The organism is Shigella sp. FC1661 (assembly GCF_001712525.1).
Taxonomy (GTDB): domain Bacteria; phylum Pseudomonadota; class Gammaproteobacteria; order Enterobacterales; family Enterobacteriaceae; genus Escherichia; species Escherichia coli.
The window spans coordinates 13,856-29,647 of the sequence record NZ_MDGW01000288.1; the positions used below are offsets into that span (position 1 = coordinate 13,856).

The window sequence follows — 15,792 nt, forward strand, 5'->3', positions numbered from 1 at the left end:
AAATAAAAAAGAGAAAGCCTCCGATTAAATTATTTCGCTACACTGGTTCCACTTTTGTGATTTACACGGGTTACCCATGACGCTGACTATCATTCGATTAGAAAACTTTAGCGACCAGGACCGGATTGACCTGCAAAAGATCTGGCCGGAGTATTCCCCTTCCTCTTTACAGGTTGACGATAACCACCGTATCTACGCCGCGCGTTTTAACGAGCGCCTGCTCGCTGCCGTACGGGTAACCTTAAGCGGCACCGAGGGAGCACTGGATTCCCTGCGTGTGCGGGAAGTCACCCGACGTCGCGGTGTGGGGCAATATCTGCTGGAAGAGGTTTTGCGTAACAATCCTGGCGTTTCATGCTGGTGGATGGCGGATGCAGGCGTGGAAGATCGCGGTGTGATGACGGCGTTTATGCAGGCACTGGGATTTACGGCGCAACAGGGCGGCTGGGAGAAGCGTTAATCGTCAAGTTGATTTCAAAAGTGATGACCAACGAGAAATTGCCTGATGCGCTACGCTTATCAGGCCTACAATGTGTGTTGCAATTTACTGATTTCTTTGGATCTTGTAGGCCGGATAAGGCGTTTACGCCGCATCCGGCATGAAGCAACGTACTCGATATTAGCAATTTGGCGGCAACCCAAAGTTGCCGATTAATGATTACTTCGCATCGGTCGCCGTGCCGTTGGCGTGCCAGTCAAATACGCCGAACTCAAAGCCTTTCAGATCACCTTTCTCATCCCACGTCAGCGGACCCATCACGGTATCCACGGAGTTCGCTTTCAGGTATTTGGCGATCTCAGCCGGATCGTCAGACTGATTCAGGCCCGCCTGCAAAGATTGCAGCGCGGCGTAGGTGGTCCAAACGAATGCGCCGCTTGGGTCCTGTTTTTTCGCTTTGATGGCGTCAACAATGGGTTTGTTCGCCGGAACCTGATCGTAGTTCTTCGGCTTGGTCACCAGCAGCCCTTCCGCTGATTCGCCCGCAATGTTAGACAGCGAAACGTTAGCCACACCTTCCGGCCCCATAAACTGAGTTTTCAGCCCTGCCGCGCGTGCCTGACGCAGGATTTGCCCCATTTCCGGGTGATAACCGCCGTAGTAAACGAAGTCGATATTCTCTTTTTTCAGACGCGCCACCAGCGTTGAGAAATCTTTTTCCCCGGCGGTGATACCATCAAAGAACACCACGTTAGCATTGCCTTTCTTCAGGCCGTCCTGCACCGCTCGCGCCAGACCTTCGCCGTATTGCTGTTTGTCGTGAACGATAGCAATACGCTGCGGTTTCACTTTCTCAAGAATATATTTCGCCGCCGTCGGCCCCTGGTCGGAGTCCAGGCCGGTGGTGCGCAGGATCAGCTGATAGCCACGGGCGGTCAGCTCCGGCGAGGTTGCCGCTGGGGTGATCATTAAAATGCCTTCGTCTTCGTAGATATCAGACGCAGGCTGCGTTGATGAAGAACAGAGGTGACCAATCACATATTTAATGCCGTCGTTAACGACTTTGTTCGCCACCGCAACCGCCTGTTTCGGGTCACAGGCATCGTCATATTTTACGATTTGCAGTTTGTTGCCTTTAATGCCGCCTTTAGCGTTGATATCCGCAACCGCCTGCTCTGCGCCGGTAAACTCCTGGTCACCGTACTGCGCAACCGGACCGGACATTGCGCCCACGACCGCGACTTTAATATCTTCTGCCAGAGCCATATTGCTGAATGCCAGCGCGATACATCCTGCCAGTAACGCTTTACCCTTTATATTCATCCTGAGAATCCCCATTCTTCTGGTTATTACGTGTGTTGTGGCGTTGTGATTCAGCACTTTATTTCGTTTTATGCATAACTACCCGTGCTTTAGCAGCATACTCTGCTAAAACATACCCCATTTTTATGATATTGGAATAGCTATTTTGACAGTTTATTAACAATCTGCGTGGGGATTGACGTTTTGCCGGAGGGGGAATTGATTATTGTAGAGGCCCAAAAAACAAAAACCCCGGACTCTCATCCAGGGTTCTCTGCTTAATAGCGGAAATTACGCTTCTATAGCAGCGCGCAGTTTTTTCATCGCGTTCTTTTCCAGCTGGCGTACACGTTCAGCGGAAACACCGTAACGGTCAGCCAGTTCCTGCAACGTGGACTTGTTGTCTTCGTCCAGCCAGCGCGCGCGGATGATGTCCTGGCTGCGTTCGTCCAGACCTTGCATCGCGTCGGTCAGACGGTTTGCCGCCTGCTCTTCCCAGTTATCATCTTCGATGCCGTCGGCAAAGTTAGATGATTTATCCTGCAGATAGAGCACCGGTGCCATCGGCTGGCTGTCGGAATCGTCGTCGGAAGACAGGTCAAAGGTCATGTCCTGTGCCGCCATACGTGATTCCATCTCACGAACGTCTTTGCTGGTTACGCCCAGTTCACGGGCCACCATTTCGACTTCATCCTGGTTAAACCAGCCCAGACGCTGCTTAGTTTTACGCAGGTTGAAGAACAGTTTGCGCTGCGCTTTGGTGGTCGCAACTTTGACGATACGCCAGTTACGCAGAACGTATTCGTGGATCTCTGCTTTGATCCAGTGAACGGCGAAGGAGACCAAGCGCACACCCACTTCCGGGTTGAAACGGCGCACTGCTTTCATCAGGCCGATGTTACCTTCCTGAATCAAATCCGCCTGTGGCAGGCCATAGCCCGCATAATTACGAGCAATATGAACAACAAACCGCAGGTGAGACAGGATCAGCGTTTTAGCTGCTTCCAGATCGCCATGGTAATGCAGCTTTTCAGCCAGCGCCCGCTCCTCGTCAGCCGACAACATCGGCCACGCGTTAGCTGCCCGGATGTAGGAATCCAGGTTGCCAACTGGGGCTAAAGCTAAACTTTGCATTTTGTCAGTCATTCAAATCCTCTCAATCGATATCTTCTGGCGCTTCAGTGGTAGCAACAACTGTGCCAGAGCTTAAGAGCAACGAGGTTATCATTCACTGTTTTATCAGACCGTGATTTTATCCACAAGTTCAATGCAAGCTTGTGAATAAATTACGCACAAAATGTGACATAGAGATGAAATACCGGGAAGAGACAACGGGATCTCTTTCCCTGCTACGGAACCCATTGCAGGGAAAGAGTATAACACGCTTTTATTATTCAGGCGTAAAGTGGCGTAAATGTTGTACCGTGGCAAGCCACGCTGCCACCCAGCCAATCATCGAGCATACCAGCAGCAATAGCAGGCATTCATCGAACGATAAACCATTGATATCAAAATTCGTTCCGAAAACCTGTGCCACTTCCGCAACCGCCGATGACAATCGCAGCACCAGAATTTCTGACAAAATTAATGACAACAATGCGCCAGAAAATCCCAGCAGTGCGCCACCATACAGGAACGGGCGAAGGATGAAACCATCCGTCGCACCAATCAGTTTCTGCACGTTGATGGAGTCACGGCGAGCAAAGATGCTCAGACGTACGCTGTTGCCGATGACGAGGAACACTGCCGCCACCATCAACACGCCGATCATCGCCGAAACGCGCCCGACCAGCCCGGTCAACGCCGCCAGACGGGCAAACCAGCTGTCATCCATCCGCACTTCGTCAATGCCGTTAATCTGCGTGATACGATCACGCAGCGTATTGAGTGATTCCGTCCCCTGAAAATCGAGTTTCGGGATCACCACCGCCACTGCCGGAAGCGGGTTTTCTTCCAGCATATCCAGCGCACCACCAAAACCAGACCAGTTACGGAACTCGCCCAGTGCGTCTTCACGAGAAAGATAGTTCACTTTCTCCACGCCTTGCTCGGCCTGCAACTGTGCCACCACGCCCGCAGCGGCGTCATCGTCCAGCGTTTTTTGCAAGTAAACAGTGATTTGCGGTGACGGATAATACTGCGTCGCCGCCTGATTAACGTTTTTGTACACCATATAACAGACGCTGGGCAGCGTCAGGGAGATGGCGATAACCATCACCGTTAAAAACGTGGCGAACGGTTTGCTTTTCAGATCCTGCAATGCGCCGTGGAAGGCATAGCGCACCTGTTCGTTGAAAACGTTGGTTTTGCGATTTACCGGTTTTGGCGAGGATTTCGCGCGTTTCGGTGCGTTACGACCGCCGTCGCCTGAGCCGCCGACCGATTTACGGAAGCGATCCAGACGCCCACCAAACTGCCGAATATGATTGATTGCATCGCGCTTATTCATGGCCCACGCCTCCATGCAAGTGACCATCGCTCAGGGTGAGCATGCGATAGGAACGCCGTGAAATCAGGTTGATGTCGTGCGTTGCCATCAATACGGTTACCCCAACGCGGTTAAACTCTTCAAACAGACGTAGAATCCCTTCCGACAACGCGTCGTCCAGGTTACCGGTCGGTTCGTCCGCCAGCAGTACCGCGGGCTTATTCACCACCGCGCGGGCAATGCCAACACGCTGTTGTTCACCGCCGGAAAGCTGAATAGGGAAGTTCTTCGCTTTGTCCAGTAGCCCGACTTTATCCAGTGCCGCCGACACCCGGCGACGAATATCGTCACCGCTGGCACCAGCGATAATCAGCGGGATCGCCACGTTATCGTAGACAGTACGGTCCATCAGTAGATGGTGATCCTGGAAAATCATGCCAATCTGGCGGCGCAGAAACGGAACTTCACGGTTTTTCAGACGCGTGATGTCATGGCCGCTAAACCAGATTTTCCCGGCGCTGGGCCGCTCAATCCCACAGATCAGCTTCAGGAGGGTACTTTTCCCTGCGCCGGAATGACCGGTCAGAAACGCCATCTCACCCGGCTGCATATGGAACGTAACGCCCTGCAGCGCCTGTCTCCCACCGAGATAAGCCTTGCTGACATGTTCAAAGCGAATCATTGTTAATCCTCTCGGGCAAAAGTGCCTCTATAAAGTCGTCCGCCTTAAACGGACGCAAATCCTCAATACGTTCGCCGACACCAATGTAGCGGATAGGGATACCAAACTGGTCAGCCACCGAGAAAATTACCCCGCCTTTCGCCGTGCCGTCCAGTTTCGTTAGCGTGATGCCGGTTAAGCCAACGGCTTCGTGGAACAGTTTGGCCTGGCTTACCGCATTCTGCCCGGTACTGGCATCAATAGTCAGCATAACTTCATGCGGCGCTTCAACGTCGAGTTTCTTCATCACGCGGACGATTTTCTTCAACTCTTCCATCAGGTGCGATTTGTTCTGCAGGCGTCCGGCGGTATCGGCAATCAGGACGTCGATATTACGCGCTTTAGCTGCCTGAATGGCGTCGAAGATAACAGAGGCGGAATCCGCACCGGTATGCTGGGCAATCACCGGAATATTGTTGCGCTGACCCCAGACCTGAAGCTGTTCAACCGCTGCTGCACGGAAAGTATCGCCCGCCGCCAGCATCACCGATTTACCCTGCAGCTCAAACTGACGTGCCAGCTTACCAATCGTCGTAGTTTTACCCACACCGTTGACGCCCACCATCAGGATCACGAACGGCGTTTTACCTTCAACATTCAGCGGCTCATCGACTTTCGCCAGAATCTCGCCCATCTCTTCTTTCAGCAGGCCATAGAGCGCCTCGGCATCACGAAGCTGCTTGCGGGATGCGCCTTCCGTCAGATTGGTGATAATTTTACGTGTGGTTTCCACGCCCACATCGGCGATCAACAGCTGTTCTTCCAGCTCCTCAAACAGATCATCGTCGATTTTTTTACCGCGGAACAGGCTGATAAATCCGGAACCGAGATTTTCTTTGGTTTTTAACAGGCTGCGTTTCAGGCGCGCGAAGAAACCTTCTTTGGTCGGTTTTTCCTGCTCCTGAGCGATTTCTTCCACCGGCTGCTCTTCTACCGGAGGAACCACCATCACCGCCTCTTCTGCCGCTTCGGCAGCCAGCGCCTGTGCTTCCAGCTCTTCGTCGGTGATTTCTTCTTTAGCCGCTTCTTCTTCCGCCGCTTCGACAATCTCTACGGTTTCCGCTTCAGCCTGCCACTCTTCTGGCGAAACCTCTTCGGCGTTGACGTCTTCCGGCAACGGCAGCTCTTCACGTTCGATAGCCACTGGCTCCGGCGTTTCTTCTACGACCGGTTCCGGCTGTGCAACGACTTCCGCTTCAGGCTGCGCTTTTTCACTTTCAGCAACCTGTTCAGTGACTTCCACAACGTCGGCAGCAAAAGTTTCCGCCTCGGCTTCAGTATGCGCCTGCGGTTGCTCTTCGACGGCTTGTTCAGAAGCCTTCGCAGGCTCTTGCGCCTGAACGATTTCTTCTACAACCGGTTGTTCATTCTGAACTTCTGTCTCTTTTTCCGGGGTCTGCTCTTTTTGACCAAAGCCCAGCCAGGAAAAAAAGCCACGTTTTTTTTCTTTCGCCATTTGCGACTACACTCCTCGCTGTTGCTTCATGGCACAGCGTTAACGCTATGTACATAGCAGCTAAAAAAATGATGAAATAGTCTATCACTTAACTTAATTCACATCACCGCCTGCAAGTATGTGTTATCTGGCGGATTGAGCAATTTATCATGAAAAAAACGAATCATTCCGGCAGCGGCCAAATCCGCATTATTGGCGGGCAGTGGCGAGGCCGTAAACTCCCGGTTCCTGATAGCCCAGGTCTGCGCCCCACCACCGACCGCGTACGCGAAACGTTGTTTAACTGGCTGGCTCCGGTCATTGTTGACGCCCAATGTCTGGATTGCTTCGCCGGGAGCGGCGCGCTGGGACTGGAAGCGTTATCGCGCTACGCTGCGGGGGCCACGTTGATTGAGATGGATCGCGCGGTTTCTCAGCAGTTAATTAAGAATCTGGCGACACTAAAAGCAGGCAATGCACGCGTGGTGAACAGCAACGCGATGTCATTCCTGGCGCAAAAAGGTACACCGCATAATATCGTGTTTGTCGATCCACCGTTCCGCCGTGGCTTGTTAGAAGAGACGATAAATTTACTGGAAGATAACGGCTGGCTGGCTGACGAAGCCCTGATTTATGTCGAAAGCGAAGTCGAAAACGGTCTGCCCACTGTTCCGGCAAACTGGTCATTACATCGGGAAAAAGTGGCGGGTCAGGTGGCTTATCGGCTGTATCAACGCGAAGCACAAGGAGAAAGTGATGCTGATTAATATTGGTCGTTTGTTAATGCTCTGCGTTTGGGGATTTTTAATCCTCAATCTGGTGCATCCCTTCCCGCGCCCGCTGAATATTTTCGTTAACGTGGCGCTGATTTTTACCGTGCTGATGCATGGTATGCAGCTGGCGCTATTGAAATCCACTTTACCGAAAGATGGCCCGCAGATGACCACCGCCGAAAAGGTGCGGATTTTCCTTTTCGGCGTGTTTGAACTGCTGGTCTGGCAGAAGAAATTTAAAGTTAAAAAATAACCTTATTGTTCGCCAACAAAGCTAACAAAGCGCGTTCCTTTATAGCTCAGCGTACCTTTATCGCCCACTGTCAGGGCATGGTACTGCTGGGCGTCGAGGCGAAACGTCTGCTCCATTCCTCCGCTTTGCGGTTTGAAGCTTGCTTCATAGCGCATACTGGCGCCTGCCGGAGTCACTTCCTGCTGGCGCGAACGGCGATCGTTAATCGGTTTTTCCCGCTTGTTGCTCACCACCACCAGCTTTTGCTGGAGCGGAGCCATATCATTATCAGCTTTTTCCCGTCGCTGTTGCATAAAACGAAACGATGCGGCGACGACAATTAAGCCAATGATAACAATAAAGAAAAGAGGTGGTTTGCTCATCTTTATCCCTCATCGGAAAATGCGGAAATAAGCATACCCTGCCAGTTATGGTGTTGTCATCCGTCCACCCTCGCCACTAAACTGGAAGCAAGACCGTAGGCATTCCGCTTACGAAAAAATAACGAATTCAAGGAACTAAGATGCTTTGGTCGTTTATCGCTGTCTGTCTTTCCGCATGGCTATCTGTGGATGCATCGTATCGTGGGCCAACCTGGCAACGCTGGGTGTTTAAACCGTTAACCCTTCTTCTCCTGCTGTTACTGGCCTGGCAAGCGCCGATGTTCGACGCCATTAGCTATCTGGTGCTGGCAGGGCTGTGCGCCTCACTGCTGGGCGATGCGCTAACCCTGTTGCCACGTCAACGTCTGATGTACGCCATCGGCGCGTTTTTCCTCTCGCACCTGCTGTACACCATCTATTTCGCCAGTCAGATGACGCTCTCTTTCTTCTGGCCTCTGCCACTGGTGTTGCTGGTTCTGGGTGCGCTGTTACTGGCGATTATCTGGACGCGGCTGGAAGAGTATCGTTGGCCTATCTGCACGTTTATCGGCATGACGCTGGTGATGGTGTGGCTGGCAGGTGAACTGTGGTTCTTCCGTCCGACCGCTCCGGCGCTCTCTGCGTTTGTTGGCGCTTCGTTGCTGTTTATCAGTAACTTTGTCTGGCTGGGGAGCCACTATCGCCGACGCTTCCGTGCGGATAACGCGATTGCTGCGGCCTGCTACTTTGCCGGTCACTTCCTCATCGTCCGCTCACTGTATCTCTGATAAAACTTGACTCTGGAGTCGACTCCAGAGTGTATCCTTCGGTTAATGAGAAAAAACTTAACCGGAGTATGCCATGTCGACACCTGACAATCACGGCAAGAAAGCCCCTCAATTTGCTGCGTTCAAACCGCTAACCACGGTACAGAACGCCAACGACTGTTGCTGCGACGGCGCATGCTCCAGCTCGCCAACGCTCTCTGAAAACGTCTCCGGCACCCGCTATAGCTGGAAAGTCAGTGGCATGGACTGCGCCGCCTGTGCGCGCAAGGTAGAAAATGCCGTGCGCCAGCTTGCAGGTGTGAATCAGGTGCAGGTGTTGTTCGCCACCGAAAAACTGGTGGTTGATGCCGACAATGACATTCGTGCACAAGTTGAATCTGCGGTGCAAAAAGCGGGCTATTCCCTGCGCGATGAGCAGGCCGCCGACGAGCCACAAGCATCGCGCCTGAAAGAGAATCTGCCGCTGATTACACTAATCGTGATGATGGCAATCAGCTGGGGTCTGGAGCAGTTCAATCATCCGTTCGGGCAACTGGCGTTTATCGCGACCACGCTGGTTGGGCTGTACCCGATTGCTCATCAGGCATTACGGCTGATCAAATCCGGCAGCTACTTCGCCATTGAAACCTTAATGAGCGTAGCCGCTATTGGTGCACTGTTTATTGGCGCAACGGCTGAAGCTGCGATGGTGTTGCTGCTGTTTTTGATTGGTGAACGACTGGAAGGCTGGGCCGCCAGCCGCGCGCGTCAGGGCGTTAGCGCGTTAATGGCGCTGAAACCAGAAACCGCCACGCGCCTGCGTAACGGTGAGCGGGAAGAGGTGGCGATTAACAGCCTGCGGCCTGGCGATGTGATTGAAGTCGCCGCAGGTGGGCGTTTGCCTGCCGACGGTAAACTGCTCTCACCGTTTGCCAGTTTTGATGAAAGCGACCTGACCGGAGAATCCATTCCGGTGGAGCGCGCGACGGGCGATAAAGTTCCTGCAGGAGCCACCAGCGTAGACCGTCTGGTAACGCTGGAAGTGCTGTCAGAACCGGGTGCCAGCGCCATTGACCGGATTCTGAAACTGATCGAAGAAGCCGAAGAGCGCCGCGCCCCCATTGAGCGGTTTATCGACCGTTTCAGCCGTATTTATACGCCAGCGATTATGGCCGTCGCCCTGCTGGTGACGCTGGTGCCACCGCTGCTGTTTGCCGCCAGCTGGCAGGAGTGGATTTATAAAGGCCTGACGCTGCTGCTGATTGGCTGCCCGTGTGCGTTAGTTATCTCCACGCCCGCGGCGATTACCTCCGGGCTGGCGGCAGCAGCGCGTCGTGGGGCGTTGATTAAAGGCGGAGCGGCGCTGGAACAACTAGGTCGTGTTACTCAGGTGGCGTTTGATAAAACCGGTACGCTGACCGTCGGTAAACCGCGCGTTACCGCGATTCATCCGGCAACGGGTATTAGTGAATCTGAACTGCTGACACTGGCGGCGGCGGTCGAGCAAAGCGCGACGCATCCACTGGCGCAGGCCATCGTGCGCGAAGCACAGGTTGCTGCACTCGCCATTCCCGCCGCCGAATCACAGCGGGCGCTGGTCGGGTCTGGCATTGAAGCGCAGGTTAACGGTGAGCGCGTGTTGATATGCGCTGCCGGGAAACATCCCGCTGATGCATTTGCTGGTTTGATTAATGAACTGGAAAGCGCCGGGCAAACGGTTGTGCTGGTAGTACGTAATGATGACGTGCTGGGTATCATTGCATTGCAGGATACCCTGCGCGCCGATGCTGCAACTGCCATCAGTGAACTGAACGCGCTGGGCGTCAAAGGGGTGATCCTCACCGGCGATAATCCACGCGCAGCGGCGGCAATTGCCGGGGAGCTGGGGCTGGAGTTTAAAGCGGGCCTGTTGCCGGAAGATAAAGTCAAAGCGGTGACCGAGCTGAATCAACATGCGCCGCTGGCGATGGTCGGTGACGGTATTAACGACGCGCCAGCGATGAAAGCTGCCGCCATTGGGATTGCAATGGGCAGTGGCACAGACGTGGCGCTGGAAACCGCTGATGCAGCATTAACCCATAACCACCTGCGCGGCCTGGTGCAAATGATTGAACTGGCACGCGCCACTCACGCCAATATCCGCCAGAACATCACCATTGCGCTGGGACTGAAAGGGATCTTCCTCGTCACCACGCTTTTAGGGATGACCGGACTATGGCTGGCGGTGCTGGCAGATACGGGTGCGACGGTGCTGGTGACAGCGAATGCGTTAAGATTGTTGCGCAGGAGATAAGGCAAACCGATCGCAATATTGAGCGCGATCGGTCCCCTCGCCCCTCTGGGGAGAGGGTTAGGGTGAGGGGAAAAGGCGGCATCGAAGCCAATCAGCCCCCATCAACCGCCTTTACGAATCAAATAACGATAAGGCAGTCCATCCGTCTCTTTCGCAACCAGTTCGTGTTCCATAAAGGTACAAAACCCAGGAATATCGCGGGTAGTGGCCGGATCGTCGGCGATAATCAGCAACGTTTCGCCGGGCTGCATATTGCGCACAGTTTTGCGCACCATCATTACGGGTTCCGGGCAGCGCAGGCCAAGTGCGTCGAGTGTGTGGTCAGGGCTGGAAAAGAGATCGGTCATTTTCTTCTCATCACATAAAAAAACGGCGCTAGTTTACGCCCTGTGAGTCCGTAAGCAAACCAGGTTAACGATTGCGTGAAAATTAACCATTGCATTGTCAACGTAAAGCAGTATCATGCGGCGGCTCGAAAAAAGGGTAAGCACGTTATTATGTTAAGGTAACAGACGTGTCGTACGTATTGGGTTCCCTCACCCCAATGGTTAATCAAAAAGGTACAATATGAACGTTTTCTCGCAAACTCAACGCTATAAGGCGTTGTTCTGGTTATCGTTATTTCATCTGCTGGTGATCACCTCCAGTAACTATCTGGTTCAGCTTCCCGTCTCCATTTTGGGTTTCCATACCACCTGGGGCGCGTTTAGCTTCCCGTTTATTTTCCTTGCTACCGACCTGACCGTGCGTATTTTTGGCGCACCGCTGGCCCGTCGTATCATCTTTGCGGTGATGATCCCGGCGTTGCTGATCTCCTACGTCATCTCGTCGCTATTCTATATGGGTTCCTGGCAGGGATTCGGCGCACTCGCCCACTTCAACCTGTTTGTCGCCCGTATCGCCACCGCCAGTTTCATGGCCTACGCGCTGGGACAGATCCTCGACGTGCACGTTTTTAACCGCCTGCGTCAGAGTCGCCGCTGGTGGCTGGCACCGACAGCGTCCACACTGTTCGGTAACGTCAGCGACACGCTGGCCTTTTTCTTCATTGCCTTCTGGCGTAGCCCGGATGCCTTTATGGCTGAACACTGGATGGAAATCGCGCTGGTCGATTACTGTTTCAAAGTGTTAATCAGTATCGTTTTCTTCCTGCCAATGTATGGCGTATTACTCAATATGCTGTTGAAAAGACTGGCAGATAAATCCGAAATCAACGCTTTGCAGGCGAGTTAAAGGTTCGTTATCAGAGTTGTGATAAGATGGATGAATGAGCCGTTATGGCCGTTTATCGAAAGGAAGAAGTCAATGCGCAATCTGGTTAAATATGTCGGAATTGGCCTGCTGGTTATGGGGCTTGCGGCCTGTGATGATAAAGACACTAACGCTACGGCGCAGGGTTCGGTCGCGGAAAGTAACGCTACCGGGAATCCCGTCAACCTGCTTGATGGCAAGTTAAGTTTCTCGCTGCCAGCGGATATGACCGACCAGAGCGGTAAGCTGGGAACGCAGGCCAATAACATGCATGTCTGGTCCGACGCCACCGGGCAGAAAGCAGTCATCGTCATCATGGGCGATGATCCGAAAGAAGATCTGGCGGTGCTGGCGAAGCGTCTGGAAGATCAGCAACGTAGCCGCGATCCGCAGCTGCAAGTGGTAACCAATAAAGCCATTGAGCTGAAAGGTCACAAAATGCAGCAGTTAGACAGTATTATCTCCGCGAAAGGCCAGACGGCGTACTCTTCCGTTATTCTGGGTAACGTGGGTAATCAACTGCTGACCATGCAAATTACGCTGCCCGCTGACGATCAGCAAAAAGCGCAGACCACCGCAGAAAACATCATTAATACGCTGGTTATTCAGTAAGTTTTAAGATGATGAGGCGGCCTCAGGGACGTGTTCCGGAGGCCGTTTTTTTAATCGCCACGTCAGTAATAACGCGATTGCGACCAGTCCCGCCGCCGCCAGATAAATCACCGGTACGCCCGCCCAGCTCATCACCAGCCCAGCCAGTGGTCCGGTCACGCCAAGCGATAAATCCATAAATACGGTGTAAGTTGCCAGCGCCGCCCCCTGATTTTGCTGCGGAACCGCTTTTACCGCCACTACACCTAATGCCGGGAACACCAGCGAAAACCCTGCCCCCGCCAGTAAGACGCCGATTTTCGCCATCCACGGCATAGTCGCCACGCCAACCAGTAGCAGGCCGATTATCTCAACGCTAAAGCAAATCATCGCTACGTTTAAGCCGCCGATACGGTTAATGCCGTTAGGGAATAACAAACGCGTACCGACAAACGCACAGCTAAACAGCGTCAGCGCGAAAGCCGCACCGTCCCAACTTTTAGCGTCATAAAACAGCGTGATAAAGGTGGCGATGACGCCAAATCCGGCAGAAGCCAGTGCCAGTGCCATACCGTACAGCCAGACGCGCCCAAGCACCGCGCGAAACGGCAGCGGTTTGCCTTTACTGGCTTTTACCGTCGGACGCGGGATCGCCAACAAAATGGCCACCAGCGCCACGCCCATAATGATTAACGCTAACGCCTGCAAGCCGCCCCAGTGATAAAACACGACGCCTAACGGCGCACCCATCGCCATCGCCCCGTAAGTGACAATGCCGTTCCACGAAATCACTCGCCCGATATGCAGCGAGCCAACCACGCCAACGCCCCACAGGGTCGATCCCGTTCCGGCAAAACTTTGCCCAATCCCAAGGATCACGCGTCCCAGGCAAAGTAATAACAGGCTGATGACGGGCAGACTGGCGGTTAATCCTGCCGTCAGATATCCCAGACCGCTCAAAAAGCAGCCGCATAAACCGAAGACGACAATCTTTTTGGGGCCCAGCAAATCGGCGTAACGTCCGGCATGAGGACGGCTCAGCAAGGTGGCGAAATATTGCAGGCTGATAACCAATCCTGCCCAGAAAGCGCTAAAGCCCATCACATCATGGACATAGCCCGGTAATACAGCGAGCGGCAACCCGATGGTGAGGTAGCTGGCGAAGTTAAACATGACAATGGAGACAATGCGCAAATTCAGGCGCAATCCGTTTAGCGCGGGTTCGGCTACGGGTTCGGGCATGAGGATCACCACATTTTTACAACAGTGTTTCATTTTTACCACGTGCTGACGTGAAAATCAGCAGTAAGAATCAGAATATTGCTGGCGTGACTCCCGCTACACTTAACACAAAAAGTCACAAGGAAGCCCCAATGGAAACCCCTCAACCCGATAAAACGGGCATGCACATTCTGCTCAAGTTGGCCTCGCTGGTAGTGATCCTCGCGGGCATTCACGCAGCGGCAGATATCATTGTGCAGCTGTTACTGGCGCTGTTTTTTGCCATCGTCCTCAACCCGCTCGTTACCTGGTTTATTCGTCGGGGAGTACAACGCCCCGTTGCCATTACGATTGTAGTGGTGGTGATGCTGATCGCACTAACCGCGCTGGTCGGCGTACTGGCGGCATCGTTTAACGAATTTATCTCTATGCTGCCGAAGTTTAATAAGGAGCTGACGCGCAAACTTTTTAAATTGCAGGAGATGTTGCCTTTTCTTAATTTGCATATGTCGCCGGAGCGAATGCTGCAGCGGATGGACTCGGAAAAAGTGGTTACCTTCACCACAGCGCTAATGACCGGGCTTTCCGGGGCAATGGCGAGCGTGCTTTTGCTGGTGATGACCGTAGTTTTTATGCTGTTTGAAGTGCGCCACGTCCCTTACAAAATGCGTTTTGCGCTGAATAACCCACAGATTCACATCGCAGGATTACACCGCGCACTTAAAGGCGTTTCGCATTATCTGGCGTTAAAGACGCTACTCAGTTTATGGACAGGTGTCATCGTCTGGCTGGGGCTGGCGCTAATGGGCGTACAGTTTGCGCTGATGTGGGCAGTACTGGCGTTTTTGCTCAACTACGTGCCCAATATCGGCGCGGTAATTTCCGCCGTACCGCCAATGATTCAGGTGCTGCTGTTTAATGGTGTTTACGAATGTATTCTGGTCGGCGCATTGTTTTTAGTGGTCCATATGGTCATCGGCAATATTTTAGAACCACGGATGATGGGCCATCGCCTGGGGATGTCCACCATGGTGGTATTTCTTTCATTGTTAATTTGGGGATGGCTGCTCGGCCCGGTAGGGATGCTACTTTCGGTGCCATTAACCAGCGTGTGTAAAATCTGGATGGAAACCACCAAAGGCGGTAGCAAACTGGCGATTTTACTGGGGCCAGGCAGACCGAAAAGTCGGTTACCGGGATGAGGCGACAAGTGATACGATACGCACTTTCATTTTCCATTAAACGTTGGCCCTGATATGTATCGGATAGTTCTGGGGAAAGTTTCGACCTTAAGCGCAGCTCCACTGCCACCGGGTTTACGCGAGCAAGCACCGCAAGGTCCACGACGCGAACGCTGGCTGGCGGGGCGTGCATTGCTTTCGCACACGCTTTCCCCGCTACCGGAGATCATCTATGGCGAACAAGGCAAACCTGCATTCGCGCCGGAAACGCCGCTATGGTTCAACTTAAGCCATAGCGGTGACGATATCGCTCTGCTGTTGAGCGATGAAGGCGAAGTCGGCTGCGATATCGAAGTGATTCGCCCGCGCGCCAACTGGCGCTGGCTGGCGAACGCCGTGTTCAGCCTCGGGGAACACGCTGAAATGGACGCCGTGCATCCTGATCAGCAACTGGAAATGTTCTGGCGCATCTGGACGCGCAAAGAAGCCATCGTTAAACAGCGTGGCGGCAGCGCCTGGCAAATCGTCAGCGTAGATAGCACCTATCACTCCTCGCTGTCAGTCAGCCATTGTCAGCTAGAAAATTTAAGCCTTGCGATCTGCACCCCCGTTACTTTATTCGTACCCCTTATAATGGGGTGTTAGCCAGCCAGACCCGGCATGATTACTGCCCCCAGTCGTCCATGATCCGGGGGGGGATGTCACCGGGTCTGGTGGGGCGCTGGTAACCGCTAATAGGGGTCAGGTCAGGCACTTTTGCCGGGACCGTCTGTAACGTGGATGCCGGTACCTGCTC

At 53.4% G+C, this 15,792-nt stretch carries 16 protein-coding genes and 1 pseudogene; 9 read left to right on the forward strand and 8 right to left on the reverse strand.

The annotated features are described in order from the left end of the window. The first annotated feature begins 76 nt into the window (after positions 1 to 76). Positions 77 to 460 (forward strand): aspartate 1-decarboxylase autocleavage activator PanM, encoded by a 384-nt coding sequence (panM, locus tag BFF42_RS15905; protein WP_000176384.1) that lies wholly within the window; start codon positions 77 to 79, stop codon positions 458 to 460. Positions 461 to 658: 198 nt separating this feature from the next. Here panM and livJ read toward each other — a convergent pair whose 3' ends face one another. The 5 genes and pseudogenes from livJ to ftsY all read right to left on the reverse strand — a co-directional run bounded on the left by livJ (position 659) and on the right by ftsY (position 6,346). Continuing rightward, a complete protein-coding gene (livJ, locus tag BFF42_RS15910) occupies positions 659 to 1,762 on the reverse strand; it encodes a branched chain amino acid ABC transporter substrate-binding protein LivJ (protein WP_001022008.1) in 1,104 nt (367 codons plus the stop codon). Between the two features lie 270 nt (positions 1,763 to 2,032). Next, complete coding sequence (rpoH, locus tag BFF42_RS15915; protein ID WP_000130217.1) at positions 2,033 to 2,887, reverse strand: RNA polymerase sigma factor RpoH; 855 nt, start codon at positions 2,885 to 2,887, stop codon at positions 2,033 to 2,035. A gap of 244 nt (positions 2,888 to 3,131) precedes the next feature. Beyond that, a complete protein-coding gene (ftsX, locus tag BFF42_RS15920) occupies positions 3,132 to 4,190 on the reverse strand; it encodes a permease-like cell division protein FtsX (RefSeq protein WP_001042006.1) in 1,059 nt (352 codons plus the stop codon). Continuing rightward, positions 4,183 to 4,851 (reverse strand): cell division ATP-binding protein FtsE, encoded by a 669-nt coding sequence (gene ftsE, locus BFF42_RS15925; protein ID WP_000617723.1) that lies wholly within the window; start codon positions 4,849 to 4,851, stop codon positions 4,183 to 4,185. Before ftsE ends, ftsX begins: the two co-directional genes overlap by 8 nt. 2 nt (positions 4,852 to 4,853) lie before the next feature. Then, positions 4,854 to 6,346, reverse strand: a pseudogene (gene ftsY, locus BFF42_RS15930) (signal recognition particle-docking protein FtsY). 149 nt (positions 6,347 to 6,495) lie between these two features. Here ftsY and rsmD point away from each other — a divergent pair. Continuing rightward, on the forward strand, positions 6,496 to 7,092 hold the full coding sequence (gene rsmD / locus BFF42_RS15935) for a 16S rRNA (guanine(966)-N(2))-methyltransferase (protein ID WP_000753479.1): 597 nt from the start codon (positions 6,496 to 6,498) through the stop codon (positions 7,090 to 7,092). Beyond that, on the forward strand, positions 7,082 to 7,351 hold the full coding sequence (locus tag BFF42_RS15940; protein ID WP_001295207.1) for a DUF1145 family protein: 270 nt from the start codon (positions 7,082 to 7,084) through the stop codon (positions 7,349 to 7,351). Before rsmD ends, BFF42_RS15940 begins: the two co-directional genes overlap by 11 nt. 2 nt (positions 7,352 to 7,353) lie before the next feature. On the opposite strand, the gene BFF42_RS15945 is transcribed toward BFF42_RS15940, so the two are convergent. Continuing rightward, the gene (locus BFF42_RS15945) at positions 7,354 to 7,713 is read right to left on the reverse strand and encodes a DUF2500 domain-containing protein (RefSeq protein ID WP_000042893.1); all 360 of its coding nucleotides are present in this window, start codon (positions 7,711 to 7,713) and stop codon (positions 7,354 to 7,356) included. 140 nt (positions 7,714 to 7,853) lie between these two features. On the opposite strand from BFF42_RS15945, the gene BFF42_RS15950 reads away from it, so the two are divergent. Beyond that, positions 7,854 to 8,480 (forward strand): lysoplasmalogenase, encoded by a 627-nt coding sequence (locus tag BFF42_RS15950; RefSeq protein ID WP_000964718.1) that lies wholly within the window; start codon positions 7,854 to 7,856, stop codon positions 8,478 to 8,480. A gap of 73 nt (positions 8,481 to 8,553) precedes the next feature. Beyond that, the gene (zntA, locus tag BFF42_RS15955) at positions 8,554 to 10,752 is read left to right on the forward strand and encodes a Zn(II)/Cd(II)/Pb(II) translocating P-type ATPase ZntA (RefSeq protein WP_039060391.1); all 2,199 of its coding nucleotides are present in this window, start codon (positions 8,554 to 8,556) and stop codon (positions 10,750 to 10,752) included. 101 nt (positions 10,753 to 10,853) lie between these two features. Here the strand turns inward: zntA and tusA are convergent, their stop codons facing one another. After that, entirely contained in the window at positions 10,854 to 11,099 is a 246-nt protein-coding gene (gene tusA, locus BFF42_RS15960) for a sulfurtransferase TusA (protein WP_000130621.1), read from the reverse strand. Between the two features lie 220 nt (positions 11,100 to 11,319). Between tusA and BFF42_RS15965 the strand changes: the two genes are divergently transcribed. Together BFF42_RS15965 and dcrB are read left to right on the forward strand one after the other, a co-directional pair. Beyond that, positions 11,320 to 11,985 (forward strand): 7-cyano-7-deazaguanine/7-aminomethyl-7-deazaguanine transporter, encoded by a 666-nt coding sequence (locus BFF42_RS15965; RefSeq protein WP_001100469.1) that lies wholly within the window; start codon positions 11,320 to 11,322, stop codon positions 11,983 to 11,985. Between the two features lie 72 nt (positions 11,986 to 12,057). Continuing rightward, positions 12,058 to 12,615 (forward strand): phage sensitivity protein DcrB, encoded by a 558-nt coding sequence (gene dcrB, locus BFF42_RS15970; protein ID WP_001245295.1) that lies wholly within the window; start codon positions 12,058 to 12,060, stop codon positions 12,613 to 12,615. Between the two features lie 3 nt (positions 12,616 to 12,618). Here dcrB and BFF42_RS15975 read toward each other — a convergent pair whose 3' ends face one another. After that, positions 12,619 to 13,836, reverse strand: coding sequence for an MFS transporter (locus tag BFF42_RS15975; protein WP_004986926.1), 1,218 nt, complete (start codon positions 13,834 to 13,836; stop codon positions 12,619 to 12,621). 131 nt (positions 13,837 to 13,967) lie between these two features. On the opposite strand from BFF42_RS15975, the gene BFF42_RS15980 reads away from it, so the two are divergent. After that, on the forward strand, positions 13,968 to 15,017 hold the full coding sequence (locus BFF42_RS15980; protein ID WP_000449758.1) for an AI-2E family transporter: 1,050 nt from the start codon (positions 13,968 to 13,970) through the stop codon (positions 15,015 to 15,017). A gap of 54 nt (positions 15,018 to 15,071) precedes the next feature. Next, entirely contained in the window at positions 15,072 to 15,641 is a 570-nt protein-coding gene (gene acpT / locus BFF42_RS15985; protein ID WP_000285787.1) for a 4'-phosphopantetheinyl transferase AcpT, read from the forward strand. Positions 15,642 to 15,792 lie beyond the last annotated feature (151 nt).